The sequence below is a fragment of the Cytobacillus sp. Bva_UNVM-123 genome (assembly GCF_046351715.2).
Lineage (GTDB): Bacteria > Bacillota > Bacilli > Bacillales > Cytobacillaceae > Cytobacillus.
On sequence record NZ_CM177772.1, the window covers coordinates 2,073,142 to 2,099,660 of the forward strand.

Genomic DNA, 26,519 nt, shown 5'->3' on the forward strand with positions numbered 1-26,519 from the left:
TGATGAGCTTTTTTAAAAAATTAAAAGAAAAAATTACGAAGCAAACTGAAAGTGTAACGGATAAATTTAAAGACGGTTTAGCCAAAACACGAGATAATTTTTCTGGAAAAGTAAATGAGCTTGTTGCTAGATATCGAAAAGTCGATGAGGACTTTTTCGAGGAGCTTGAGGAAATATTAATTCAGGCAGATGTTGGTTTTGACACGGTCATGAAGCTTGTTGAAGAATTGAAAATGGAAGTAAAACGCAAGAATATTCAAGATCCACAGGAAGTTCAAAGTGTTATTTCTGAAAAGTTAGTTGACATTTATGAAGCAGGTGGGAATAGTTCCTCTGAGTTGAATATTCAGTCTGATGCATTGACGGTTATTCTCTTCGTTGGTGTAAATGGAGTTGGTAAAACGACGACTATTGGAAAGCTTGCTCATAAATTTAAAAGCGAAGGAAAAAGTGTTCTGATGGCCGCAGGAGATACGTTCCGTGCTGGAGCGATTGAACAGCTTGAGGTTTGGGGAGAAAGAGTTGGTGTCGAAGTGATTAAACAAGGTGCTGGCTCAGACCCCGCAGCAGTCATGTTTGATGCTATTCAAGCTGCCAAATCTCGTAAAGCCGACATCCTTATTTGTGATACTGCTGGTCGGTTACAAAATAAAGTTAATTTAATGAAAGAGCTTGAGAAGGTGAAACGAGTTATTGAACGTGAGGTTCCTGGGGCACCACATGAAGTTTTACTTGCACTAGATGCAACTACTGGCCAAAATGCAATGGTTCAAGCGAAAACCTTTAAAGAAGCAACAAATGTAACTGGAATCGTGTTGACTAAGCTTGATGGAACGGCAAAAGGTGGGATCGTGCTTGCTATTCGGAATGAATTGGACATCCCTGTTAAATTTGTTGGTTTAGGCGAAAAAATGGACGATTTGCAGGAATTTAATGCTGAACAATATGTATATGGTTTATTCGCGGATTTAATCGAAAAAGAAGAAATAGAATAAAAATAAAATCAAAACAGCTGAAAATATTCAGCTGTTTTTTTTGTCCAAGTTCAAGTTGACAAGTTTTACAAAAAGTGTAATATTACACAATAGAGAACGTTTTATCTTGTAGTAGTTCATCATACAAAAAACGTCTATTTATATAAAAGAAAAATTATGACAAAACTTTTTCTTTTTTTTATCGTCTAATTAATATGGAAATTACTTGCTGGAGGAGATTAACATGCACAGAAGTGCACGGGTCATTATCTTATTATTATGTTTTTTCTTATCATTCAATCTAGTTCAAACTGTAAGTGCAAAAGATGAGAAAATCAACATCACGATTAATGAAGGATTTAATGGGAAAATAAAATCTGGAAAGGGATTCCCATTATCTATTAAACTTGAAAACTCTGGAGAATCATTTAGCGGGGATTTATTAATTAATTTTTTCCCGTCATGGAATACTGGAGGGGCTATAGCAATAAATGTTGAGCTTCCTGCAAATAGTGAGAAAACATACGAATTATCAGTACCTGGTATTTCAGAGGATAATCCTTATACATATCAAAATGAGCCTCTCATTTATCTATATAAAGGCGATATGAAAAAGGGGAAAAAGGTTGAATTCAACGGTGCAAATAAATTTAAACCGAAATACATTGATTTGAATGAAACGGTTATCGGTGTGTTAAGTGAAAATTATGATCGTTTAAAAGAACTTCGAATTCTTCCTGCCACATCCATTCAAATGCTTGAAATAAAAAAAGAACAAATGCCGAAACAATCGCTTGGCTTAGAAATGCTCGACTATTTAATAATTGACGAATTTGCCATTTCTCAATTAAACAAAGAGCAGCAGGAGGCAATTAGAGGATGGATTGAAGCTGGAGGCACTTTAATTGCAGGAGCCTCTCCAAATGGTAGTCAAGGCTATGGACAGCTATATTCTCTTTTACCAATGAAATTAGAAAATGAATCTTCTGCAGGAACAGATTTTCTTCGCGGGATGACAAATGTGGAGCCATCTTTTGCTCAATTGCAGTTTTTTACGGGACCAGTTGAGGAATCAGCTATCATTATTGAGAAATCTAGTGATCTTCCAGCCACCATTAAAAAACAATACGGAAGTGGAACGATTTTACAAACAAGTTTCTCACTTGGTGATGAACCATTGTCATCATGGAAAGGCTATAGCGCTTGGTTTGCAGCATTTATTCAAAATGCTAATCATTCAACAATACAATCGGGAAAATATGGACCTGATTTCTACGGATCATTATATTGGGAATTCGTTGATGCAAACGAGTATTTTCCAGCTAGCCATTTTTCAATAGGACAACTAATCGGAATGTTAGCTGGATACCTTTTTATTATCGTTCCGGTCCTTTATTTCATTTTACGAAAATTTGACAAGAGGGAGCATGCTTGGTGGGTTGTCCCAGCCTTAGCCATTGTAATGGCCTCGCTTATTTTTGGAATCGGAGCAAAAGATCGAATTGCCATGCCACAGCTTAATCAAATGGGTGTTTTTAAGGCAGTTGATAACCAATTAACCGGAATTCAGACATCCACTTTATTATCCAATAAAAGTGGTGCCTATACACTGAGCTTTCCAAAAGCAAATTACAATGCAGTAGCTAGCACCCAAAATTCAGGAGGAACATCAACGCTTGACCCATTAAGGAATGCCATCTTTGAGGAAAAACGAGAAAAAATGAACATTATTTTTTCAGAGGTTGGCTATTGGTCGCAGAAATCAATCTTTGGTCAAGCTCAACAAAGTGTTGAAGGTGGATTTATTACGAATCTGAATGTGAATAATGGAAAAGTAACGGGAACAATCGAAAATGGATTTGATTACGATTTTAAAGAAGTGTTCATTTGGTCGGGCAATGAAAAAATTAAACTTGGTTCATTGAAAAAGGGAGAAAAATTAAAGGTTGATAAGCAATTAAAACAATCCTTTTTAACGAGACCGATTGTTTCAGGATACGCAAACTATTCTCAAAATCATACGGATATAGACAAAATGAAATCGGAAAGATTAGAATATGTTGCAGAAAATTATGTGATCGGTCGAAATAATTCAATAAATGAGCCGGTTATAGCAGGTTTAACTAAAGCCTCTATTGTCGATGTAGAGATAACTGGTAAAAAAGCGAAGGAGGATAACCTCAACTTGATACTTGCACCATTTAAGGCGAATAATGAGTTCTCTGGCGCTTTTACCATCAGAAATGAATTTCTTAGTTCAAAATTAAATGCAATAAACGGCAGGATTCAAGATGCTGGAAATATGGAGATCCACCGTGAAGTATGGATTGAAAATGGGGAATATGAGTATATCCTACAATTGCCAAAACAACTTGCTGAAAAATCTATCAATATTGATGAAATATCATTTGTATTTAACAATCATTTCGCTAAATACTCTCTGTACTCTAATGAAACAGGTCAGGAACTTCTGCTCAATGGAAATCAAAATCAGCGGGCAGTTAAGATTGGAAAAGATGAAAATGTAAATCAATACGTATCCAAAAATGGAGAAATAATGATAAAGCTAGTAAAAGAACCAAATGGTGATCAATATGTTCAATTGCCAACGATCACGATTAAAGGGGAAGTGACACCGTGATAGAAATAATAAATTTAACGAAGCGATACGGGAATTTTACAGCTTTAGATTCCCTTAATTTACAAATAGAAAAAGGTACAGTTTTCGGTTTTGTTGGACAAAATGGTGCTGGGAAATCGACAACTTTTTCAATATTAGCGACATTACTCGCTCCAACATCAGGCACTGCTTATGTGAATGGTTTTAATATTCAGAAGGAGCCAAAAATGGTCAGACGGCAGCTCGGGTACATGCCTGACTTCTTCGGGGTTTATGATCAATTAAAAGCGAGTGAATATTTACATTTTTACGGTGCGAGCTATGGCATACCTGTAAAAGAAAGGGAAAAGCTCATTCCGCAATTACTAGAACTTGTGAATTTATCCCATAAACAAGATTCTTATGTTGATTTGCTATCTAGAGGGATGAAACAGCGTCTATGTCTTGCAAGAAGTTTAATCCACGATCCAGATGTACTAATTCTTGACGAGCCAGCTTCTGGGTTAGATCCGAGAGCACGAGTTGAAATGAGAGAAATATTAAAGGAATTAAAAATGATGGGGAAAACGATTCTTATATCATCACATATATTACCCGAGCTTGCGGAAATGTGTGATGTTATCGGGATTATTGATCAAGGTAAACTTGTCGCAGAAGGATCAGTTGCTGATATACAAACACAGCTACGTGGTGAAAAGCTAATTATTGTTAAGTTAGTAGATGATTTTGCTAAAGCAGTTGCCTTTTTTGAAGACGAGCCAAATGTTTCAAAATTACAGCTTCGTGAAGAGGAAAACTATCTTCAATTCACATATAAAGGTACAGATCAAGAACAAACTGAATTATTAAAAAAGGCTATCATGAAAAATTTGGCGATTACGAGTTTTTCTGAAGTAGAAACAGACCTTGAAGATGTGTTTATGGAAATAACAAAGGAGGTAGAGCTGTCTTGAAGAATTTTGTCATCAATCCTGTACTTAATAAAGAATTTAAGCTTCGCTTTCGGTCCTTTAAAAGCTTCTTAGGGATTCTCTTTTATTTATTGGCGCTCGGAATCATTATTGTTGGCTTTGTGTTTATCCAATCGTTTTCAAATACACAAGGTTTTTTTAAACCTGACCAAAGCCGATCCATGTTCATCATGCTCTCCTTTTTACAGATGGCATTAATTTTGTTTATTACTCCAGGATTAACCGCTGGCGTCATTAGCAGTGAACGGGAAAGACAAACTTTGAATATTATGCTAACGACTACACAAAGCTCAGCAAGCATTATCGTAAGTAAGCTAATTTCAGCTATTTCGTATTTACTATTATTAATTATTGCAAGTTTGCCGCTCTATAGTTTTGTTTTCTTATTCGGAGGAATATCTCCGATGCAAGTATTAATGACAATTGGTTTTTATGTATTTACAATGATCGCTTTTGGAAGTATCGGAGTCCTTTTTTCAACATTAATTAGAAAAACGATTGTATCGATGGTGACAACATATGGAGTCACATTGTTTTTAGCGGGAGGAACAGCATTTTTGACAATGATTTTTATGCAATTTGCGAATCGTTATGGATATTCTCCAACAACAACAACGACGAATCCTGCAGCCTACTTTGCGGCAATGTTCAATCCGCCCATTATTTTACTAAGCGCATTTGAACCAAGTTTTGTAGATGAAATTGCAAGGAGTACTGGAATTAAATTTCCCCTTTGGATTTCGTATTTAATCTCATATACCGTAATTTTTATTGTTGCAGTGCTTTTTAGCATCAAGAAACTTCGTCCTAATATGAAAAAAGGGTAAAAAGGATGATTAATATGTCAGAGCGCACCCAGTTTATTAAACTTATTAAGCCGATTAAAAGACAGCTATTTATTGAACATATTCTGAAGGAAGGTCAGCTCCTGCTCGCAACGGCTGGAGCTGCTTCTTGTCTTTTACTAATAATAGCTCGCTTATTTGTTATTCCCTTTATCATTTACTATTTTGCTATAGCAATTTGTATCGTATTGCTTATTTTTTTAGTACGAATTTGGAGGCAACGGCCTAGTTTAAGAGCCGCAGTAGTTATTTATAATCAATTTGTTCCAGATGATCGTGTAATGACTGCATATAGTTTTATAAAAGACGAAGGAGCTATACCAGCACTTCAACTTGCCGATGCTGTAAGGCATATGAAGCAAGCAAGAGAAAAAGTGACTAAACGAAAAAGAATCTATTTTTATCCGAAATGGCTGTTTATTCTCTTTCTATTTGTTGGAGGCTCATTATTAATGCTTAACATGCCGAGTGAAAAAATGGACGAAGCAAGAAAAATTGAGAAAGAAATCAAACTAGTTGCTGAGGAAAAAGAAAAGCTCAAGGAACAAATAGAAAAGGAAAAAAATCCTGTTGTGAAAAAAGAACTTGAAAAAGCACAAGAGAAAATTGAAAACATGAAATCTGCTGAGGACGTTCTGAAGGAGCTTGCCAAGCATAAGAAAGAGTTAGAGCTAAAAGCGATAAAGGAAAAGGAAAAGCAAGTTGCTTTTGAGAATTGGAAAGCAGAGTTAACGAATAAAGGCTTAGCAGCTCTCGAAAAAATGTTAAATGATAAAGATATAGCTGCGATTGAAAAAGAGCTGACAAAATTAAATGAGAAATGGAATGCACTTACTGAGGAACAAAAGGAGATGCTAAGCCAATTATCACAGCAAGATCGGGAGCTTACAGAAGAGGAACTTGCAAAAATGATCGAGCAACTTGAAAAAGCTCTTGAATCAGAAGAGTTTCTTAAGCAGCTTGCCGCTGCCCAAGCTGCTCTTCAAAATGCAGGAATGGCCATGCAAAACCAAATGAATGCGAGTGGTATGCCACCTTCACAATTAGCTTTCTCACAGAGCGGGCAAACAGGGAGTCAAAGCAGTAGTGCGGGCGGCCAACAAGGACAAAGCAACGGGCAAGGTCAGCAGTCAGGTCAGAACGGTCAAAATTCTAATAACGGAAATGGTTCAGGTTCAGGTTCAGGCTCAGGAAGTGGTTCGGGAAGCGGTAGTGGTTCAGGCTCTGGCTCAGGGGCAGGCTCAGGATCAGGGAGTGGGTCCGGTCTTGGGGGCTCTGGAGCTGGAAAAGGTCAAGGCTCACGAGACCTGCTGACAATTCCAGAAGGTGTAGACGGCAAAACGAATATTGAAACAGATAATGGAAGCATTGGGGAAGGGCAATCTGTCGAGCAATCTGAAGGTACAGGCCCAATCTTAAAGGGAAGTATAAGGCCATATAGTGAAGTATTCGGCCAATATGAGAAAACGTATCGCCAAAGTACAGAACGTTATAAATATCCTGCTGATTTAGAAGAAGTCGTCAAAAACTATTTTACGAATATTGATCCGAACAAGGAGTGACGGAAAATGTCTACAACGATAGAAAGAGAACAACAATTTTCAATGGCTACAGATACGATTCAAAAGGTGAAAACAGAAATACAATCCTTTATTGTGGGACAGGAGGAAGTTATTGATCAAGTTTTATGGAGCATTTTTGCTGGCGGCCATGTACTTTTAGAAGGTTTGCCAGGATTAGGGAAAACAATGCTCATCAAGACGATATCTGATTGCCTTGATTTGCGTTTTTCTCGAATACAATTTACACCTGACCTTATGCCATCTGACATAACTGGAACGATGCTTTTGCAACCTGATGAATCAGGAAAGCAAAATTTTGTCTTTCATAAAGGTCCTTTATTCGCCAATATTATTTTGGCGGATGAAATTAACAGAGCGACACCAAAAACACAAAGTGCACTTCTCGAAGCAATGGGCGAGAAAACGGTCACAACGATGGGAGAAACGAAGCGAATGGAAAATCCCTTTTTCGTTCTTGCTACGCAAAACCCAATTGATATGGAAGGAACATATCCACTTCCTGAGGCTCAAACCGATCGTTTTATTTGTAAAGTAAATGTTCAATATCCGACAAAAGAAGAATTAAAGGAAATTGTTGTACGAACAACAGGTTCACAATCAATACAATTACAAAAAATGGCTACGATAGAAGATGTACTCTCTCTGCAAAAATTAACGAAAGATATTCTCGTTTCAGATGAAATGATCGATTATGCTGTTAGAATTGTAACTGCAACACATCCAAATTCAGAAGATTCGCCAGAAATTGTTAAGCAGTATGTTCAATATGGAAGCGGTCCACGTGGTCTTCAAAGTTTAATAAGTATGGCAAAAGCTAGGGCTCTTTGTCTTGGGAGATACCATGTTTCAACTGGTGATATGAAGAAAGTTGCACATCCAGTTTTAAGACATCGACTCTTATTGAATTTTGAAGGGGAGGCAAACGGGATGAGTGCGGATACAATCATAAACCATCTATTAGATGGAGGAGCTAAAGACTAATGAATATACAGCAGGCACTCATTAGTAAATTGCAAAAAAAGAGACTGATTGTGAAGACGAGAAAGAGAGGGATTCATAAAGGCTCGAGACAATCAAGCAAATTCGGTTCTTCCTTAGAGTTTTCAGACTTTCGTGTTTATCAGCCAGGAGATGATGTGCGACTTATCGATTGGAATGTTTATGGCAGAACGAATAAACACTATATTAAAAGATACTTAGACGAGCAGGAGTTATCGATTGCCATCTATCTTGATACGACTTCATCAATGAGAGAAATTAAATCGAAATGGCTGCTAGCTAAACAGCTTGCAGCTGCTTTTAGTTATATTGTGTTAAATAGCGAAGATCGGCTGTATTTTTCAACCGTTTCTTCGGTTCGTGTAGAGCCTATCAAAAGAAAAGGCGCCGTTTATGGGAGAAAAACATTTTTAGAAATCCTTCAACTTGAGGAAATAGAAAGAGCAGGGGGATTTATTCATCATTTGTTAAAAACGGCTGTAAAAAAGCAACAATTATCAATTATCATTACAGATGGGCTAGAGCCTTTGGAGGAACTGGAACAATTATTAAAAAAACTGGCGTCATTTAAACAAGAAATTTGGTTTATCCAAGTACTTAGCACTGAAGAAATCGAACCAAAGCTATCAGGAGACATGAAACTGGTAGATAGTGAGACTGACAAAATAGTAAATGTAAGTATAAGTCCAGTTATTCTAGCAGAATATGAAAAAAGACTAGCTGAGCATAATCGAAAACTTGAACGATTATGTCGGAAATTTGGTGGACATTATCTACTTGCTAGCGATAATCGTGATGTTCAGTCGTTTATTTTCCACGAGTGCTCTGGAAAAGGGTTAGTGAATTGAGGTGAGGCAATGCAATTTTTAAATCCAATCTTTTTTCTCTTAAGTATCTTTATTGCTGCCGTCATTTTGTTTTACTTTTTCCGGAAACAGTATGTTGAGCAATCAATCTCCTCGAATTATCTGTGGGAACAAGTTTTAAATGAATGGCAAGCATCTCCATGGTTAAAAAAGCTGCAGCAAAATCTCTTATTTTGGTTGCAACTATTAGCTTTACTATTATTAATGTTTGCACTTATTAAACCATTTTGGTTTGAAAATTCATTGCGTGGCGAACATATTATTTTAATAATGGATCCTTCTGCTTCAATGTCAGCTAAAGCTGAAAAAAGCAATAGGTTCGAGAGCGCAAAGAACGAGTCACTTGAACTGATTAATCGGCTTTCTGGGCAAGAAGTTACTATCATTAAAGCTGGTGAAAAACCTGAGATACTATTAAGCCAAGAAACCGATCAAACGGTCATCCGAAAACTTATTAACAGTTTGGATTTATCGTATGAGCATGAACAAATGGAAAAAGCAATGAATTTAGCAGTGTCACTTTCATCTGGGAAGGATACTTCGATTCATATATTTTCAGATGCGGTTACAAAACAACAAGTAAATGATCATATGAAAGGACAATATGTTGAAGTTCATAATATTGGCGAAGAAATTGATAATCTTGCACTTCTTTCATTTGGTGTTTCATCTGTGAATGATCAAATTGTTGGAGTTGCAGTTATTGAAAATCAATCTTCGAATGAAAAGGAAGTCGAATTTAACGTAAATAGTGAAAATGAAGTACTGTTTGAGCAGAAAGTAGTCATTGGCGCTAATGAGCAGTTTATCATGCAAATACCACCTCTTCGTGATAAGCCTTATTATGAGGCAATCATATTAACCGAGGACGGCTATATGGCAGATAATTCTGCTACGTCCATACAAACTGATTCCAATAAGAAGGTATACACTGTTGGTGAAATAAACAACTTTGCAATTAAAGGATTCCAAACGCTCGGAACAGAATTACTGCGAACGACTATGGAAAATTTAAAGGATTTGAATCAATCAGGTATTTTAGTTGCAGAAGAAAGTTCATTGCAAAACTTACCTCCTCAGCCACTTATTTTATTTAATAACAATGCTGAAAAAACGAAGCTGACAGAACGAATCGTTGGAACGGATGATCGCCTTCTTCAATATGTCGATTATGAAAAGATTTTTATCGATTCTGCAGTAAAAGCGATAGAAGGTGAGTGGGAAACAATATTATCTAGTGGTGAAGTCCCATTAATTCAAAAAGGAAAAATAAATGGCCAACCGATTATTATTATCAATTTTTCCTTAGCAGATTCAGATTGGCCTTTACAGCCTGGGTTTCCTATCTTTCTCTATAATGCTTTTGAATGGCTTTCACAGCAAACTGATTTTCTTGGTTATTTTTCACCAGGTGAAGAAAAATGGCTGAATATTGATGAAAGAAATAAAGTATGGGAAATATTTACGAATGACAATGAAAACCTGTACACATTAGATTTGACGAAGATGAGCTTTAAGGCCCCATTAGTACCTGGGACCTATCAGGCAGTTTCAGGCGAAAAAATTTATTACTTTTCTGTATTACTAGATGATCGAGAGAAGCAAGCAAAAATTGAACCGGCTTTTACATTAAACGAACGACAATCTGAGGAAAAAGGTCAAATTGAAAGGCCGAATGACAAGCTATGGTTTATCTTTGCTTTAATCGCTCTTTTCTTAATCGCTATAGAATGGGAGGTATATCGTCGTGGGCATCGAGTTTAAATATCCCGTTCTTTTTCTTTTACTAATCCCAGCAGGATTGTTTATTTTTCTTTTTTTAAAGCAGAAAAAACAAATACAAATGAATGAAGCTATATGGATTTCTAGTATAAGAATGCTTATCTTTATGTTGATTATTTCAGCGATTACGATTCCACAAATATTATTGCCGATAAAAGGTGAAACGGTTATTTTTCTTGCTGACCGTTCAGCAAGTGTAAAAAATACAGGTGATGAAGCACTTGCCTGGATTGAAAAAAGTTTATCTCATAAACAAAAAGAAGATGCGTTTGCAGTCGTTTCGTTTGGAAATAATATTGCGCTTGAGCAAAATGTGGGAATAGGCAATCAATTAATTAATGAGTTTAATAGTGAAATAAATGAGGGCGAAACGAATATTGAGGCTGGTATTCAATTTGCTTCTTCATTAATACCTCGTAATTCTAGCGGAAGGATCGTTCTATTTTCGGATGGAAATGAGACGCTCGGGAAAGGTTTGGACGCAGCCAAACTTCTAAAAAACCGCAATATTGAACTTGATTACGTTCTATTAAAAAACCAAGTAGGGGAAGATATGTCATTAACTGAGCTTCATGTTCCACCCTCATTATATAAAGGTGAGGAAGCGCCTATTATGTTTACAATTAATAGCAACACCAACAAAAAGGCAGTCGTTCGGCTATCAGTTAATAACGAAGAAATCATGAAGGAAATCGTTGATGTGAAGGAAGGGAAGAACGTTTTTACTTTTCCCCACATAGCGAATACTTCTGGGCTAACTGTGTATAAAGGTGAAATTGTAACAGATAATGATACATTTATAGAAAATAATACGCTTCATTCTGTTACGAATGTTAAGGGTACGCCAAAAGTCCTGATTGTTCAAGGAAAGGAAGGCGGAAATATAAGTTCTTTAGTTGAGAACTCTGGAGTGGACGTTGATACAATTTCACCTGAAAAGCTGCCAACTGTATTATCTGGATATGTTCAATATCAATCGATCATCTTTAATAATGTCCCTGCAACAGTAGTTACGGAAAATCAGATGAATATGATTGAACAGGCAGTAAAGGAGTTTGGAACAGGTTTTATCATGGCAGGAGGTGATGAAAGCTTTGGGTTAGGTGGTTATTTTAAAACACCCATTGAAAAACTTTTGCCAGTTGATATGGATATTAAAGGAAAAAAGGAAATGCCGTCTCTTGGCCTCGTGATTGTAATGGATCGCTCAGGCAGTATGGCTGGTAATAAACTTGAGCTTGCGAAGGAAGCAGCAGCAAGATCAATTGAGTTATTACGCGATGAGGATACCCTTGGTTTTATCGCTTTCGATGACCGTCCATGGGTAATCGTCGAAACAGAACCTTTGAAAGATAAAAAGGAAGCTGCAGATAAAATTAGACAAGTAACTCCAGGTGGTGGAACAGAAATATTTACATCCCTGCAATTAGCTTACGAGGAGCTTGAAGATTTAAAATTGCAGAGAAAGCATATTATTTTATTGACTGATGGACAGGCTCCAGGTGGAGACTATGAAGGGTTAATCGAAAATGGGAAGGAAAAAAATATTACGCTATCTACGGTTGCTTTAGGCAGTGATGCGGATCGTGGGCTTTTAGAAGAGTTAGCGAACATGGGAACAGGGCGTTTTTACGATGTGACCGATTCATCGGTAATTCCTAGTATCCTCTCACGTGAAACGGTCATGGCTACAAGAACGTATATTGAGGATAATCCGTTTTATCCTGGAGTCCAGCCTTATCCAGATTGGATGAAGCTATTTGAAGCTGGAGTCCCGCAAATGAATGCTTACATCGCTACAACACCAAAGTCACGAGCGCAAGTGCCTATTTTAAGTGAGAAAGAAGATCCTGTTCTTGCGGAATGGCAGTATGGAATGGGATATACACTAGCCTTTACTTCTGATTTTTCTGGAAAGTGGTCAGGGGATTGGGCGCGTTGGCAAAATTGGTCAGCGTTTGTAAATCAACTTGTAACAAAGTCGTTGCCACAGTATGATAGCGAACCCTATCGGATATCTTTTACGAAGGAAAATGGAAATCCGCTGCTTACACTTGAATCGGCAAGAAAACAATCTTTTCCACTTGAGGCCGCACTTATTTCAGAGAATGGGCTAAAAGTAAATACGAATACAAAGCTTATTGCTCCTGGAAAATATGAATTATTATTGCCAAATCAATCTGGGATGTTTTTCTTAAGTGTCAAGCAAACGGATCAGAACGGTGAAATCCAAACATACCAAACAGGTTTTACTGTGCCTTACTCGGATGAGTATTTATTAAATGGGCCAAATGAAAAATTACTAAAGGACTTATCATCGATGACTGGCGGAAGTTTGATTTCAGCAGAAAAAGACATATTCCGGCCGCTGCAAAATAAAACATACAATAAACAGCCAATTAGTCAATGGCTTCTTTTAGCCGCATTTTTACTATTCTTTTCAGAAATAGCTATTCGTCGATTTGGACTAATTGCCTTAATTGGAAAATCAATTAAGAGAAAGAACAAGAAAGTATCTGAAAAAATCGAAAAACCGAAAAGCATTGAACGACTTCAAAAAGCAAAGCAAAATACAGATACTGCTAAAGAAATGATGACGATTGATCAAGAATCGCCTAAATCTTCAATCCGAGGGCAGGAAAGAGACAATAAAAAGAAGCAAAACCCAAAAAGCAAACAGGCTCCAATGGTATCACAAGAAGAACGGGAAGAAAGAATGAAACGGCTACTGGAAGCTAAAAGTCGAAAGAATAAATAAAATCGGATGATACTAGCCATTGAAGCTTGACAAAAGAAGATAAGTGGAAACGTCTTGACTTGTTGTAGTCTTCTCGGTAAACTATTGTTTGTAAAGGCTTTTCACTTAACAAAGAAAAGCTGAGACGGCTTGCAAAGGGCGACAAGCTTAAGACGAGACGTTGAGTAGGTTGTTCTTTAACCTACTCGGCGGATTGGCTTAAGACCTCGAGCCCTTAGCCGTCGAAGCTGGACAAAGAAGCTTGAGACGGCTTGCAAAGGGCGACAAGCTTAAGACGAGCTGGCAAAGCTAGACAATAGGGGGAGTGGCGATGTTAGAAAAAACAACGAGAATGAATTTTCTGTATGATTTTTACCAATCGTTGTTAACTCCTAAGCAACGAAGCTATATGTCCCTTTATTATCTGGATGATTTTTCTCTCGGAGAGATTGCTGAAGAGTATGATGTTAGCCGGCAGGCGGTATACGATAACATTAAACGAACAGAGGCAATGCTTGAAGAGTATGAAGAAAAGCTGTTATTATTTCATAAATTTCAAGAGCGAAGTAAGATTGTTGCTGAGATTAAAAACTTGCTTAACGAAGAGCTCGTAAATACAAAGGCAATGGTTGAAGCTATTGCAAAGCTTGAGAAATTAGATTAGGAGGCGGCAAGATGGCATTTGAAGGTTTAGCCGACCGTCTGCAAAATACAATCCAGAAAATCCGCGGAAAAGGGAAGATAAATGAAGCGGATGTTAAAGAAATGATGCGTGAAGTTCGTCTTGCTCTTTTAGAAGCAGACGTTAACTTTAAGGTCGTTAAAGATTTTGTAAAAAAAGTAAGTGAACGAGCTGTCGGGCAGGAAGTATTAAAAAGTTTAACTCCTGGACAACAAGTCATTAAAGTTGTTAAGGAAGAATTAACCGACTTAATGGGTGGAGAGCAAAGTAAAATTGCTGTTTCTAATCGACCACCAACTGTCATTATGATGGTCGGTTTACAAGGTGCAGGTAAAACAACAACGACTGGAAAGCTTGCTAACTTGCTGCGAAAGAAATACAATCGCAATCCGATGCTTGTTGCAGCTGATATTTATCGTCCTGCAGCAATTAAACAGCTTGAAACTCTTGGTAAACAACTTAATATGCCTGTTTTCTCTCTTGGAGATCAAGTAAGTCCAGTTGAAATTGCGAAACAAGCGATTGCAAAGGCGAAGGAAGAGCATAATGACTATGTTCTCATTGATACGGCTGGTAGATTGCATGTTGATGAAGCATTGATGGCTGAGCTTAAAGAGATTAAAGAACTCACAAAGCCAGATGAAATTTTTCTTGTCGTTGATGCGATGACAGGTCAAGATGCTGTCAATGTTGCCCAAAGTTTTAATGATCTCCTTGGCCTTACTGGTGTTGTGCTAACAAAACTAGACGGAGATACTCGTGGTGGGGCTGCTTTATCCATTCGTTCTGTAACGAACACTCCGATTAAGTTTGTTGGTTTAGGTGAAAAATTGGATGCCTTAGAGCCTTTTCATCCTGAACGAATGGCTTCAAGAATTTTAGGGATGGGTGATGTTCTTACCCTTATCGAAAAGGCGCAGGCAAATGTTGATGAAGAAAAAGCGAAAGAACTTCAACAAAAAATGCGAACGGCATCGTTTACATTTGATGATTTTTTGGAGCAATTAGGGCAGGTTCGTAGTATGGGACCCCTTGACGAGCTGTTAAAAATGATGCCTGGAGCAAACAAAATTAAAGGTTTAAATAATCTTCAAATTGATGAGAAGCAAATTAAGCATGTTGAAGCGATCATTCAATCGATGACAAAGGAAGAAAAAATTCATCCTGAAATGATAAATGCTGGTAGGCGCAAACGGATTGCAAAGGGGAGTGGTAGATCTGTTCCTGAAGTAAACCGTCTATTAAAGCAATTTGAAGATATGAAAAAGATGATGAAGCAAATGTCAGGTATGCAGCAAAAAGGGAAGAAAAAGGGCGGATTTAAGCTTCCGTTCAATCCTTTTTAAATTTTTTCTATGCTGTAAAGAAAAAACTCTTTACAAACTATTTAACAATTGATATTATACTATCTTGTGTGAAACTATTCGGAGGTGCTTATTTAATATGGCAGTAAAAATTCGTTTAAAGCGTATGGGAGCTAATAAATCTCCTTTTTATCGTATCGTTGTAGCTGATTCTCGTTCTCCACGTGATGGACGTTTTATTGAAACAGTAGGAACTTACAATCCGGTTGCAAATCCAGCTATTGTGGAAATCAATGAGGAACTAGCACTTAAATGGCTACAAACTGGGGCTAAACCATCAGATACAGTTCGTAACCTTTTCTCTAAACAGGGCATTATGGAAAAATTCCATAACGCTAAATACGGTAAGTAATTTTTAATCAAATGAAAGAACTTATCGAATCGATTGTTAAGCCCCTTGTTGATTTTCCGGAAGAAGTTCAAGTAAATGTTCTTGAAGAGAATCATCGCGTAACCTATCAGCTTTCTGTCAACAAGACTGACATGGGGAAAGTAATTGGGAAGCAAGGGCGCGTTGCAAAAGCAATAAGAACGGTTGTTTATGCAGCAGGTTCATCGCAACAGAAAAAAATCTTCTTAGAGATTAACGAATAAGAAAAGGAAAAGGAGGGGGAACCCCTCCTTTTTTCCAATTAATCGATCCCTGATTTTGAATTGTTGAACTATATATATCATTATTCGCTCTTAGGAGGGGTTGTTGGTGAAAATACTTCAAACGGTCGTTGTTAAACAAGTTCTAACGGAACATAGTAAACAAGAGCTCCTAAGTACTTACATTTCAAGGAAGCAGCAGCTTGAAAAAGAATGTGGCGAGCTCCATTTTGAAATGAAGAAACTTGAAAAAACGAAGAAGTTTCAGCCGGTTAGCTTAAGAAAGCATTTTGAAAAAGAAATTCAGATTCGCCAAGAAAAAACAAAGCTGCTCGATTTTCAAATCGAACAATTACATATACTACCTTTAGGAAGTGAGCTAAAGGAAAAAGAAGTAAAAGCAATTATCGATGTTAAACAAGGTGATCGTTGGGAAGATATACAAAGTGGAAAAACGATAATTATTAAAGATGGGATTGTTGAAGAAATACGCTAGAGGAGAGTTATGATGGAAAAATGGTTCAATGTTGGAAAACTCGTCAACACTCATGGGATTAAAGGTGAAGCAAGGGTTGTTTCGAAAACTGATTTTGCAGAGGAACGTTACAAGCCTGGAAACAAGCTTTATTTATTTATGGAAGGTAGTCACACACCAATTGAATTAACAGTTAAAACACATCGAACTCATAAATCATTTGATTTAGTCAGTTTTGAAGGCTATGAAAATATAAACGAAATTGAAAAAATGAAGGGCGGCCTTTTAAAAGTCCCTGAAAGCCAATTATCAGAGCTTGAAGAGGATGAATTTTATTATCATGAAATCATTGGTTGCACAGTGAAAACGACGACTGGCGAAGAAATTGGAAAGGTTCGCGAAATTCTTACTCCAGGTGCAAATGATGTATGGGTGATTAAAGGAAAGAGTGGAAAAGATATTCTCATTCCATATATTGCTGATGTTGTGATAAAAGTAGATGTGAAAGAGAAGAGTATTCTCATTGATCCAATTGAGGGCTTGCTTTCATGATGAAAATTGATGTCCTCACTCTTTTTCCTGAAATGTTCACTGGTGTTTTAGGACATTCCATCTTAAAAAAAGCCGCAGAAAATAATGCCGTCAATTATCAAGTTGTTAATTTTAGAGATTATGCTAATAATAAACATCAAACTGTCGATGACTACCCATATGGTGGTGGGGCTGGGATGGTGTTAAAGCCTCAGCCTATATTTGATGCGGTTGCTGATTTACGCGAAAAAGCAAATTCTACTCCAAAAGTTATTTTGCTTTGCCCACAAGGCGAACGGTTTACGCAAAAAAAAGCAGAGGATTTGGCTAAATGCAATCATTTAATCTTTATTTGTGGCCATTATGAAGGATATGATGAAAGAATTCGTGAAAATGTTATCACAGATGAAGTCTCGATTGGCGATTTTGTTTTAACAGGTGGCGAACTTGGTGCAATGGTTGTGATTGATAGTGTTGTTCGACTTTTACCAAATGTTCTTGGGAATGAAGAATCACATCAGCGGGATTCATTTAGCACTGGCCTACTTGAACACCCACACTATACACGCCCAGCAGAGTTTAGAGGGCTGAAAGTACCTGATATTCTACTTTCTGGTAATCATCGTCTAATCGATGAATGGCGAATGAAAGAATCACTGAGAAGGACGATACTTCGTCGACCTGATCTACTTGACCATATCGAGTTATCTGACGAACAAAAAAAATGGCTAGAAGAAATTAAAAAAGAATAGAAATAGCATTGAACTTGCCCTTCTGCTATGATAAAATACTTTTTGTGACTAAAGCTAATATTTTAGCATTTGTCTTAGTAAGATGTTCCGCTGCAATAGATTGTCGTGTGCAAGAGCATCTGTTGGAAGGAGTTGAAAACGATGCATAAATTAATCGAAGAAATCACAAAAGAACAACTTCGTACTGATGTTCCTGCTTTCCGTCCTGGTGATACTGTACGTGTACACGTAAGTATTGTTGAGGGTACACGTGAGCGTATTCAGGTGTATGAAGGAGTTGTGATTAAGCGTCGTGGTGGTGGAATCAGCGAAACTTTCACAGTTCGTAAGATTTCTTATGGTGTAGGCGTTGAGCGTACATTCCCTGTACACACACCTAAGATTGCGAAGCTTGAAGTTATTCGTCGCGGTAAAGTCCGTCGTGCGAAACTTTACTACTTACGTGAATTACGTGGTAAGAAAGCTCGTATTAAAGAAATTCGTTAATAAGAAATGCGGAAGGAGCTTGGTGAACAAGCTCCTTTTTCATAATTATTTATCACGTCTTTTTTCATTAGGCTGTTTTCGTAAAGTTTGTTGCTTTTTAGTGCAATTTTTATTTAGTTCTCTGAGTTGATTGGAGCGGAGGGTACTTGACTCCTGCGGGAATGGAGGGAAGCGTGAGACCCCACAGGCGCAAGCGCCGAGGAGGCTCACGTCCCTCCCCGCGGAAAGCAAGAACCCGCAGCGGAAATCAACGGGCAAAATTTGAAGGCAAAACAACAATATATGCGGAAAGAGTCTTAATCAATTATCGTACTACTATTAATTTAAGTTCCGAGCATGATATTTGCAGCGAACTTATGTAAAATACATAATAGATATACATTTCATAACATGGGAATATTTTTACTGAGGATTGGTGGGAATTATATGGAGGAAAAGAAAAAGAAAAATGAGCTTTGGGAATGGTCGAAAGCCCTCATTATTGCGGTTCTCCTCGCTGTGGTCATTCGATACTTTTTATTTGCTCCTATTGTAGTAGATGGGTTATCGATGATGCCGACACTTCATGATCAAGACAGGATGATTGTGAATAAGTTTAGTTATAAAATCGGAAAGCCGAAACGTTTTGATATCATAGTCTTTCATGCTCCTGAAAACAAAGATTACATAAAAAGGGTTATTGGTCTACCTGGTGATCGTGTTGAATACAAAGATGATACGTTATACATAAACGGTAAAGCCTACGAAGAACCATATCTTGATGAATATAAGAAACAAGTAATTGATGGTCCTTTGACAGAACCATTTACGTTAGAAGAAAAAATTGGTCAGGAGACTGTTCCAGAAGGACATTTATTTGTGATGGGTGATAACCGTAGATTTAGTAAAGATAGCCGGCATATTGGAACTGTTCCGATGGAGAAGGTACTCGGAAATACTGGAATTATTTATTGGCCAATAGAAGATATACGTATTGTGAAGTAGGAGGTGATAGCATTGACTATTCAATGGTTTCCAGGACATATGGCAAAAGCACGCAGACAAGTGACTGAAAAACTAAAACTTGTCGATATAATCTTTGAACTTGTCGATGCGAGAATCCCTTATTCTTCGCGAAATCCGATGATTGATGAAATTATCCAGCATAAACCAAGACTAGTTCTCTTAAATAAAGCAGATATGGCTGATCGAGAAAAAACGAAGCAATGGATTATGCATTTTCAGAAAAAGGGAATAAAGGCATTAGCGATAAATTCTCAAGCTGGTCAAGGGATGAAAGAAATCGTCCAAGCATCACAAGAGATTTTACAAGAAAAGTTTGACAGAATGAGTGCTAAGGGTATAAAGCCTAGAGCAATTCGAGCTATGATTGTTGGGATTCCGAATGCTGGGAAATCAACATTAATAAACAGATTGGCAAAAAAGAATATCGCTAAAACAGGGAATACACCTGGTGTAACAAAGGCTCAGCAATGGATAAAAGTCGGGAAAGAGTTGGAACTTCTTGATACACCAGGTATTCTTTGGCCTAAATTTGAAGATCAAGAGGTTGGCCTTAAACTAGCGCTTACTGGTGCCATAAAAGATACAATATTAAATTTACAGGATGTTGCTGTATATGCTCTGCGATTTCTAGGAGAAAATTATCCAGAACGACTCAAGGAGCGATTTAAGCTTGAGGTGATTTATGAAGATATCGTAGAAATGTTTGACAACATTGGGAAGCAAAGAGGTTGCTTCATGAGCGGTGGTCAAATTGATTATGATAAAGTGACTGAAATTATCATTCGGGAATTTCGAACCGAGAAATTTGGCTCGATCACTTTAGAACAACCAGATCATGATTCTTAATTATTTACCCTATTGGGCCTTCATTTCATGGAAGGCCTTTATTTTTTTATAAAAAAGTCGATATATTTAGTATGGAATTAAAAGGGGAATTATCATGGTGCAACTGAAAATTCAAGAAATTAAAGCTCAATTAGCGAATGAGTTTGATCGGGATAGTCATTTTATCCACTCATTAAAAAAAGATAATCGAAAAGGTGTAATACAACTACTTGAAAAATGGTATCGCCAAAGAGATCAAGAAAAACAACTATATGAAAAGCATGTACGGATGACTGAGTTTGAAATGAAACTTCGCAAGCAAGGTTTTCATCATATTGCTGGGATCGATGAAGTTGGCAGGGGGCCGCTTGCTGGGCCTGTTGTCGCAGCTGCGGTTATTTTACCGGATGATTTTTATTTACCTGGTCTTGATGATTCAAAAAAACTTTCAGAACAAAGGCGAAATGAATTTTATGACATTATTCGTTCAAATGCACTAGCAGTTAGTTCAAGTATTATTAGTGTTGAAGAACTGGATAAAATCAATATTTTTGAAGCGACAAAAAAAGCAATGCTCTCAAGCATTGTAGGATTAAAGGTGGAGCCTGATTTTTTGCTTATTGATGCAGTAAAGCTTAAAACACCTTATCCGCAAGAAGCTATTACAAAGGGGGATGCCAAGAGTGTCTCAATCGCAGCAGCTTCCATCATTGCCAAAGTAACACGTGACCGTATAATGGTGGAATTAAGTAAAGAATATCCTGAATATGGTTTTTCACAGAATATGGGCTATGGAACAAAAGCTCATCTTTCTGCTATTGAAAAATACGGTATTACACCCCATCATCGTAAAAGCTTTGCACCGATTAAAGACTATGTGATAATTTAGTTTACATTAGGTAGGTGAAGATATGAATCCTTTAGGCATTGGTCAAACAATATTGAGCCAAGGGAAGACTTCGGAGAATAGGACATTATCATTTAGAACAGGACAAATATTTAGTGGGAAAGTATTAAAGCTATATCCGAATCAAATTGCAGAAGTACAAGTTGGTTCTCAAAAAATTATTGCTCACTTAGAAACCTCCTTATCTGTTTCTGACCGTCATTGGTTTCAAGTTCAGGCTGGTGAAGGGAAGATTCACCTGCGCGTATTGGAAACTTTAAATGAAAATGGGAAATCTCCCTCTATCGAATCATTATTAAAACAATTTAATCTTCCTATTTCAAAAGATAATCTTTCCGTCATTCAATTATTTTTAAAAGAACAATTTCCCGTCACAAAAGATTCAATTGCGACTGCTTCAGAATGGTTGAAGCAAAGTGATTCACTACAAGATGGACTTCAAGTAATAAAGCTAATGCTATCAAAGCAGTTACCTTTTACGAAAGATGTCTTTCTTTCGTTGTCGACCGTCATAAAAAATGAGTCACTTTCCACATTATTAGCTAATTTGCAAACGCAATTAATGAGTGAGCAGACAGCAAATCATTCAGAAAAATTATTATCCTTGCTAAACGAAATAACGATGACGGAGAAAGAAAAGGTTAACAATATCGGTTTTGCTAAAATTACGAGTGAATGGCTCACCTCCGGCAATAACTCAAATATTGCCTTCAAACTCCTGCAAAATCTTGGTTTTATTAGTAAGACAGCTTCGAATGAGGAGACAGTAAATCAAGTAATGGCTAAATGGCTGAATAATGAACGACAAATTTCATCCTTACAAAATGGGAAGACTTCATTTGATCCGCAATTATTAAATGATATCAATAACCAGAATAATATGGGGAATCGTGAAGGGTTCATATTATCGGTTGTAAAGCTGATGAATCATCTAAAAAACACCCCAGATATAAATATACAAAATAATTATTTAAATGAATGGCAAAAAATCTTAAGTAGTGTTAGAGCAAACCAGCTGACTGTTCCTCTAGATGAAAGCAGACTTCTTTCACTAGAGAAAGAGATTTTTCGCGCTCTTTTTATAGATAGTTCACCGTCATTAAGTAAGAATATTGCTCTCTCACTGCCATCATCTAATCTTTCTGTGGAAACTGGCTTTAAGCAGTTAGAACAAGCTTTCTCGCTGTCGCATAGTACGTTATCGAAAGCTCTATCAAATGAAGAGCAAGTATTGCTCACAAAAATTCGTGATGAAATTCAAATTGAAACAGTAAGATGGGATGATTCTATAGCCGTTAAAGAGCATATGAAAGCCTTAATTAAAGGATTAGGTCTAAATTATGAGCATGAACTAGCTAATCTCTTAAAACAGCAAAATGGCGAGAGTATCGCTAAATTAGAGGCACTGAAACCGTTGTTAATGCAGCTATTAAAAGAGGAAGTAGCTGTACCAATAAAAGAAGCTGCAGAAAAATTAATGTTGAAAATTACAGGGTATCAAGTTCTCTCACAGGAAGCAGGGCCCGTTCAACAATATGTGTTTCAAATTCCCTTATCATTTTGGGAGAAAAAAACAGATTTGACGATGCAATGGAGCGGAAGAAAAACGGCTGATGGCAAAATTGATTCTAATTTTTGTCGTGTACTTTTTTATTTGGATCTTGATTACTTACAAGAAACAATCATTGATTTGCAGGTGCAAAATCGAATTATGAATCTTGCCATCATTAACGAGCGAACGGATTTAAAATCACTTGCAACACCATTTATTCTTCACTTAAAAGAAGGATTATCAAGCCTAAATTATCAGCTTTCATCTGTAACATTTGAACAACCAGCAGAACAAAAGCAATTAGATGAAGTGAATGATGTACTTTCAACGATGATCGTACCAAATACAGTTAGTGGGGTAGATTATCGAATATGAAAAATATGGAGAGGGAAATAAGAAAGGAAGCTGTAGCTTTATCATATAATAAATCTAGACAAGATGCTCCGCGTGTTTTAGCAAAAGGAAAGGGATTAATTGCGGAAGGTATTCTTGAACGTGCGAATGAGCATAATATACCTGTACATGAAGATGGATCATTAGTAGAATTGCTTGGGAAGCTTAATATAAATGAACAAATTCCTGAAGATCTATATCAAGCCGTTGCCGAAGTGTTTGCTTTTATTTATAAAGCTGACCAAGCTGCTAGTGGAAAAAAATAATATTTCTATAATAAAGGTGGACAAGGTTTCTGTCATTTAATAAAATGGAAGCGCAGTCTATTTTTAAAGAGATTGATAGGAGGATGGAAATGAATATTCATGAGTACCAAGGGAAAGAAGTCCTCAGAAAATATGGGGTAGCAGTACCGAATGGTAAAGTTGCTTTTTCTGTTGATGAAGCAGTAGAGGCGGCAAAACAATTAGGTACAGAAGTTTGTGTGGTTAAGGCACAAATCCATGCTGGGGGTCGTGGAAAAGCTGGTGGCGTTAAAGTTGCCAAAAATTTGGATGAAGTACGTACATATGCGAATGAAATTCTCGGAAAAACGCTTATTACGCACCAAACAGGTCCAGAAGGCAAAGAAGTTAAGCGTTTATTAATTGAAGAAGGCTGCGATATCAAAAAAGAATACTATGTTGGTTTAGTATTAGATCGTGCAACTTCACGTGTTGTATTAATGGCTTCAGAAGAAGGTGGAACGGAAATTGAAGAAGTAGCAGCTGAGACGCCTGAAAAAATCTTTAAAGAAGAAATTGATCCGATTGTTGGGTTAACAGCATTCCAAGCGCGCCGTATTGCTTTTAATATTAACATTCCATCAGAGCTTGTTGGACAAGCAGTAAAGTTTATGATGGGCTTATATAAAGCTTACATCGAGAAGGATTGTTCAATTGCTGAAATCAATCCATTAGTTGTGACTGGAGACGGCAAAGTAATGGCATTAGATGCGAAATTAAACTTTGATTCAAATGCTCTTTACCGTCAAAAAGATATATTAGAATATCGTGATCTTGAGGAAGAAGATCCGAAAGAAATTGAAGCTTCAAAATACGATTTAAGCTATGTAGCTTTAGATGGCAATATTGGTTGTATGGTTAATGGAGCAGGTTTAGCGATGTCTACTATGGATATTATTAAACATTATGGTGGAGATCCTGCAAACTTCCTTGATGTTGGGGGCGGTGCAACAGCAGAGAAAGTAACGGAGGCATTCAAAATCATCCTTTCTGACCAAAACGTAAAAGGTATTTTTGTTAATATCTTTGGTGGAATAATGAAATGTGATGTTATCGCAACAGGTGTCGTAGAAGCAGCAAAGCAAGTTGGTTTAAGTGTGCCTTTAGTTGTTCGCTTAGAAGGTACAAATGTTGAATTAGGTAAGAAAATTCTTGCTGAGTCAGATGTTGAAATCATTGCAGCTGATTCTATGGCTGATGGCGCACAAAAAATCGTTTCATTAGTTGGATAATTTAACGTTATTGGGTACAAGAAAGGAGAATTAAAGTGAGCGTATTTATTAACAAAGATACTAAAGTAATCGTACAAGGAATTACAGGCTCTACTGCCCTTTTCCATACGAAACAAATGCTTGAATATGGTACAAAAATCGTCGGTGGTGTAACACCAGGCAAAGGTGGCACTGAGGTTGAAGGAGTACCTGTATTCAATACTGTTGAGCAAGCGGTTAAAGCGACTGGAGCCACTGCTTCTGTTATTTATGTTCCCGCACCATTTGCTGCAGATGCTATTTTAGAGGCAGTTGATGCTGAGCTTGATTTAGCGATTTGTATTACAGAGCATATTCCTGTATTGGATATGGTGAAGGTAAAACGTTATATGGAAGGTAAGAAAACACGTCTTGTTGGACCAAACTGTCCTGGTGTCATAACTGCTGATGAATGTAAAATTGGAATTATGCCTGGATACATTCATAAAAAAGGCCATGTTGGTGTTGTTTCTCGTTCAGGAACATTAACATATGAAGCAGTGCATCAACTTACTCAAGCCGGAATTGGCCAAACAACTGCAGTAGGTATTGGTGGAGATCCAGTAAACGGAACGAACTTTATCGATGTTTTAAAGGCTTTCAATGAAGACCCTGAAACATATGCAGTTATCATGATTGGTGAAATTGGTGGAACGGCAGAAGAAGAAGCGGCAGAATGGGTTAAAGCGAATATGAAGAAGCCTGTTGTTGGCTTTATCGGTGGACGTACTGCACCTCCAGGGAAGCGCATGGGCCATGCTGGTGCCATCATTTCAGGTGGTAAAGGAACAGCTGATGAAAAAATCCGCATCATGAATGAATGTGGAATTGAAGTAGCTGAAACACCTTCTGTTATGGGTGAAACATTAATTAAAGTTCTGAAGGAAAAAGGGCTTTACGAAAAGTGTAAAACGCATTAAGAACATTATTTTTTTAATAAATACATGGCTAAAGTCCCCCTTTCTAGGGGGGGCTATTTTTGCATATTTCCTCATTCACTTCATTGTTCAATAAACTTTTAATAGTATAGGAGGATTCTAAATGGATGAATTTACATTAAGGCTTGCTCATTTACATCATTGCAGGGGGATAAGCTGGGAAACCATCTATCATATATTAAAAGCTGATCCTGAGCTTTTAAACCTCTATAAACTAACCCACGAAGAGACGCTTCTACAAGCCTATCCAACTTCCCCATTCACATTCTATGATCTACAATCAGAGTTTCTCCCAAAACAAATCAAACAGTATCCACTTAATGGAATTCAAATGATTACTCTATTTGACGAGAGATACCCTAGCTTACTAAAAGAAACGTATCAGCCGCCATGGGTTTTGTATGCAAAAGGTGACCTCTCTTTGTTAAACAAAGGCTTGCATTTAGCAGTTGTTGGAGCTAGACAGTATACGGAATATGGTGAAAATGCCATTAATTATTTATTTCCTAAACTAATTGAAAATGGGATTACGATCGTTAGCGGATTAGCTACTGGAATCGATGCAATTGCTCACCGTTCCGCCATTAGGTTTGGTGGAAAAACAATTGCTGTCATTGCGGGTGGCTTGCATCATATTTATCCTGAAGTCAATAAAAAGCTAGCTTTTGAACTAATGAAAAATCATTTAATCATTTCTGAATCTCCACCAGATGTAAAACCAACTCGTTGGCAATTTCCATTGAGAAATAGAGTGATTAGTGGAATAAGTAGAGGAACGTTAATTATTCAAGCAAAAAGTAAAAGTGGTTCCTTAATTACAGCAAATTATGCTGTTCAAGAAGGAAGAGAGGTATTTGCATTGCCAGGTAGCATATTCAGTACATTTTCGAATGGAACGAATGAACTAATCCAGCAAGGTGCAAAGTTAGTGAAATGCCCAGAGGATATTTTAGAAGAATTACATTATTAATGTATTATTTTTGAAAATTTGCTGTATAATTCTAAAAATAAAGGAAAGCTTTTCAAAAAAAATTAAAAAGGGTTGAAAAAGTTTCCAATTTGTTATACATTTTGCAACAGATGTTCGAAAATAAACACAACCGATTT

25 protein-coding genes are annotated in these 26,519 nt (G+C 37.1%); all 25 read left to right on the plus strand.

Going from position 1 to position 26,519, the window contains the following annotated elements:
- Positions 1-2: 2 nt before the first annotated feature.
- The 25 genes from ftsY (at position 3) to dprA (ending at position 26,382) form a co-directional block, all read left to right on the plus strand.
- Positions 3-995, plus strand: a complete 993-nt coding sequence (ftsY, locus tag KDN24_RS10210; protein WP_409974752.1) for a signal recognition particle-docking protein FtsY — start codon at positions 3-5, stop codon at positions 993-995.
- A 223-nt stretch (positions 996-1,218) separates the two neighbouring features.
- Complete coding sequence (locus tag KDN24_RS10215; protein WP_409974753.1) at positions 1,219-3,615, plus strand: DUF8725 domain-containing protein; 2,397 nt, start codon at positions 1,219-1,221, stop codon at positions 3,613-3,615.
- Complete coding sequence (locus KDN24_RS10220; RefSeq protein ID WP_409974754.1) at positions 3,612-4,547, plus strand: ABC transporter ATP-binding protein; 936 nt, start codon at positions 3,612-3,614, stop codon at positions 4,545-4,547. Before KDN24_RS10215 ends, KDN24_RS10220 begins: the two co-directional genes overlap by 4 nt.
- Positions 4,544-5,392 (plus strand): ABC transporter permease, encoded by an 849-nt coding sequence (locus KDN24_RS10225; protein ID WP_409974755.1) that lies wholly within the window; start codon positions 4,544-4,546, stop codon positions 5,390-5,392. Before KDN24_RS10220 ends, KDN24_RS10225 begins: the two co-directional genes overlap by 4 nt.
- Positions 5,393-5,406: 14 nt before the next feature.
- Entirely contained in the window at positions 5,407-6,972 is a 1,566-nt protein-coding gene (locus KDN24_RS10230; RefSeq protein WP_409974756.1) for a DUF8809 domain-containing protein, read from the plus strand.
- Positions 6,973-6,978: 6 nt separating this feature from the next.
- A complete protein-coding gene (locus tag KDN24_RS10235; RefSeq protein ID WP_409974757.1) occupies positions 6,979-7,974 on the plus strand; it encodes an AAA family ATPase in 996 nt (331 codons plus the stop codon).
- Positions 7,974-8,840 (plus strand): DUF58 domain-containing protein, encoded by an 867-nt coding sequence (locus tag KDN24_RS10240; RefSeq protein WP_409974758.1) that lies wholly within the window; start codon positions 7,974-7,976, stop codon positions 8,838-8,840. The genes KDN24_RS10235 and KDN24_RS10240 overlap by 1 nt, the downstream gene beginning before the upstream one ends.
- 9 nt (positions 8,841-8,849) lie before the next feature.
- Positions 8,850-10,622, plus strand: coding sequence for a vWA domain-containing protein (locus KDN24_RS10245; RefSeq protein ID WP_409974759.1), 1,773 nt, complete (start codon positions 8,850-8,852; stop codon positions 10,620-10,622).
- On the plus strand, positions 10,606-13,398 hold the full coding sequence (locus KDN24_RS10250) for a VWA domain-containing protein (RefSeq protein ID WP_409974760.1): 2,793 nt from the start codon (positions 10,606-10,608) through the stop codon (positions 13,396-13,398). Before KDN24_RS10245 ends, KDN24_RS10250 begins: the two co-directional genes overlap by 17 nt.
- Before the next feature lie 310 nt (positions 13,399-13,708).
- The gene (locus KDN24_RS10255; protein WP_409974761.1) at positions 13,709-14,041 is read left to right on the plus strand and encodes a putative DNA-binding protein; all 333 of its coding nucleotides are present in this window, start codon (positions 13,709-13,711) and stop codon (positions 14,039-14,041) included.
- Positions 14,042-14,052: 11 nt separating this feature from the next.
- Entirely contained in the window at positions 14,053-15,405 is a 1,353-nt protein-coding gene (ffh, locus tag KDN24_RS10260) for a signal recognition particle protein (protein ID WP_409974762.1), read from the plus strand.
- A 97-nt stretch (positions 15,406-15,502) separates the two neighbouring features.
- Entirely contained in the window at positions 15,503-15,775 is a 273-nt protein-coding gene (rpsP, locus tag KDN24_RS10265) for a 30S ribosomal protein S16 (protein ID WP_409974763.1), read from the plus strand.
- An 11-nt stretch (positions 15,776-15,786) separates the two neighbouring features.
- Complete coding sequence (locus tag KDN24_RS10270) at positions 15,787-16,017, plus strand: KH domain-containing protein (protein WP_409974764.1); 231 nt, start codon at positions 15,787-15,789, stop codon at positions 16,015-16,017.
- A 106-nt stretch (positions 16,018-16,123) separates the two neighbouring features.
- Complete coding sequence (locus KDN24_RS10275) at positions 16,124-16,510, plus strand: YlqD family protein (RefSeq protein WP_409974765.1); 387 nt, start codon at positions 16,124-16,126, stop codon at positions 16,508-16,510.
- Between the two features lie 12 nt (positions 16,511-16,522).
- The gene (gene rimM, locus KDN24_RS10280; protein ID WP_409974766.1) at positions 16,523-17,041 is read left to right on the plus strand and encodes a ribosome maturation factor RimM; all 519 of its coding nucleotides are present in this window, start codon (positions 16,523-16,525) and stop codon (positions 17,039-17,041) included.
- Positions 17,041-17,772: a tRNA (guanosine(37)-N1)-methyltransferase TrmD gene (gene trmD, locus KDN24_RS10285; RefSeq protein WP_409974898.1), complete on the plus strand. Its 732-nt coding sequence runs from the start codon at positions 17,041-17,043 to the stop codon at positions 17,770-17,772. The genes rimM and trmD overlap by 1 nt, the downstream gene beginning before the upstream one ends.
- A 141-nt stretch (positions 17,773-17,913) precedes the next feature.
- On the plus strand, positions 17,914-18,258 hold the full coding sequence (gene rplS, locus KDN24_RS10290) for a 50S ribosomal protein L19 (RefSeq protein ID WP_409974767.1): 345 nt from the start codon (positions 17,914-17,916) through the stop codon (positions 18,256-18,258).
- A 426-nt stretch (positions 18,259-18,684) separates the two neighbouring features.
- Complete coding sequence (gene lepB, locus KDN24_RS10295) at positions 18,685-19,242, plus strand: signal peptidase I (RefSeq protein ID WP_409974768.1); 558 nt, start codon at positions 18,685-18,687, stop codon at positions 19,240-19,242.
- A 12-nt stretch (positions 19,243-19,254) separates the two neighbouring features.
- Positions 19,255-20,109, plus strand: coding sequence for a ribosome biogenesis GTPase YlqF (ylqF, locus tag KDN24_RS10300; protein WP_409974769.1), 855 nt, complete (start codon positions 19,255-19,257; stop codon positions 20,107-20,109).
- A 94-nt stretch (positions 20,110-20,203) separates the two neighbouring features.
- Positions 20,204-20,977 carry a ribonuclease HII gene (rnhB, locus tag KDN24_RS10305; protein WP_409974770.1) on the plus strand — a complete coding sequence of 258 codons (774 nt, stop codon included), beginning with the start codon at positions 20,204-20,206 and terminating at the stop codon, positions 20,975-20,977.
- Between the two features lie 22 nt (positions 20,978-20,999).
- On the plus strand, positions 21,000-22,922 hold the full coding sequence (locus tag KDN24_RS10310; protein WP_409974771.1) for a TP0910 N-terminal domain-containing protein: 1,923 nt from the start codon (positions 21,000-21,002) through the stop codon (positions 22,920-22,922).
- On the plus strand, positions 22,919-23,206 hold the full coding sequence (locus KDN24_RS10315) for an EscU/YscU/HrcU family type III secretion system export apparatus switch protein (RefSeq protein ID WP_409974772.1): 288 nt from the start codon (positions 22,919-22,921) through the stop codon (positions 23,204-23,206). The genes KDN24_RS10310 and KDN24_RS10315 overlap by 4 nt, the downstream gene beginning before the upstream one ends.
- An 89-nt stretch (positions 23,207-23,295) precedes the next feature.
- A complete protein-coding gene (sucC, locus tag KDN24_RS10320) occupies positions 23,296-24,456 on the plus strand; it encodes an ADP-forming succinate--CoA ligase subunit beta (protein WP_409974773.1) in 1,161 nt (386 codons plus the stop codon).
- A 35-nt stretch (positions 24,457-24,491) separates the two neighbouring features.
- Positions 24,492-25,394: a succinate--CoA ligase subunit alpha gene (gene sucD, locus KDN24_RS10325; protein WP_409974774.1), complete on the plus strand. Its 903-nt coding sequence runs from the start codon at positions 24,492-24,494 to the stop codon at positions 25,392-25,394.
- Between the two features lie 121 nt (positions 25,395-25,515).
- Positions 25,516-26,382: a DNA-processing protein DprA gene (gene dprA, locus KDN24_RS10330; RefSeq protein WP_409974775.1), complete on the plus strand. Its 867-nt coding sequence runs from the start codon at positions 25,516-25,518 to the stop codon at positions 26,380-26,382.
- The last annotated feature ends 137 nt before the right edge of the window (positions 26,383-26,519 follow it).